Genomic DNA, 899 nt, shown 5'->3' on the forward strand with positions numbered 1-899 from the left:
TAAATTTGGGTATTTGGCTTAATTTAAATATGGTTTTGTATTTGGAAAATTTGTGTTTAATGGAAAAATCTCGCATCTTTAATCCCAAACTTCTTGTAGCGCCAAAACGTTGTGCGACATTTTGAAAAAAATAGAAACCCTAAAAAACTATAATAAACAGTGAAAAAAGGCTTATTGATTTTAATTTTTGGACTTTTAACAACTCCAAATTATTCACAAGAAAATAACATTATTAAAACTGAAAAAATTTGGCGAGTTAATTTTTTAAATCCAGCTATTGAATTGGAAATTCCTACAGGACAATATTCAACTTTTTCATCAAGTCTTGGAGTTGGTTATGGTGGAGGTTATCCAGATTTGACTTATGCAGGTAATGGATTTATTTATATAATTAGTCCTTTCGCTGATTTTCAGGAAAAATTATTTTATAACCTAAATAAAAGAAACCGAAAAGATAGAAACATAGAAAACAATTCAGGTAATTTCGTTTCTTTAAGATTTATAACTCGTGGAAAATCAATAGCTGAAAATGTTGAAAGAACTTCTGATTTTGATTTTGCAATTGGGCCTACTTGGGGAATTCAAAGAAAATATGGAAATAATTTTCACTTTTTATTTGATATTGGTCCACAATACTATTTTGACACAAATGGAAATGGAAATCTTTGGCCACTTATGATTCAATTAAATTTAGGTTTTGACCTAAAAAAGAAATAAAAAAAACGTCGCACAACAGCCGTTTGGCGAGATTGGGGTTTTAGGCTTAATTTGAAAATGGTCTTGTACTTGGAAAATTTGTGTTTAATGGAAAAAATCTCGCATCTTTACTCCCCAACCTCGCCAAGCGCCAAGACGTTGTGCGTCAGTTTGGCGGAACGAAATAGAATTCACTAAATTAT

Annotated in this window: 1 protein-coding gene; it reads left to right on the forward strand. The window is 30.6% G+C overall.

Annotated features, from left to right (window positions below; all coding sequences use genetic code 11):
* Positions 1 to 159: 159 nt before the first annotated feature.
* Positions 160 to 717, forward strand: a complete 558-nt coding sequence (locus H2650_RS15680) for a hypothetical protein (protein WP_188051769.1) — start codon at positions 160 to 162, stop codon at positions 715 to 717.
* Positions 718 to 899 lie beyond the last annotated feature (182 nt).

This window comes from Flavobacterium sp. GP15, assembly GCF_014281985.1.
Classification (GTDB): Bacteria; Bacteroidota; Bacteroidia; order Flavobacteriales; family Flavobacteriaceae; genus Flavobacterium; species Flavobacterium pygoscelis.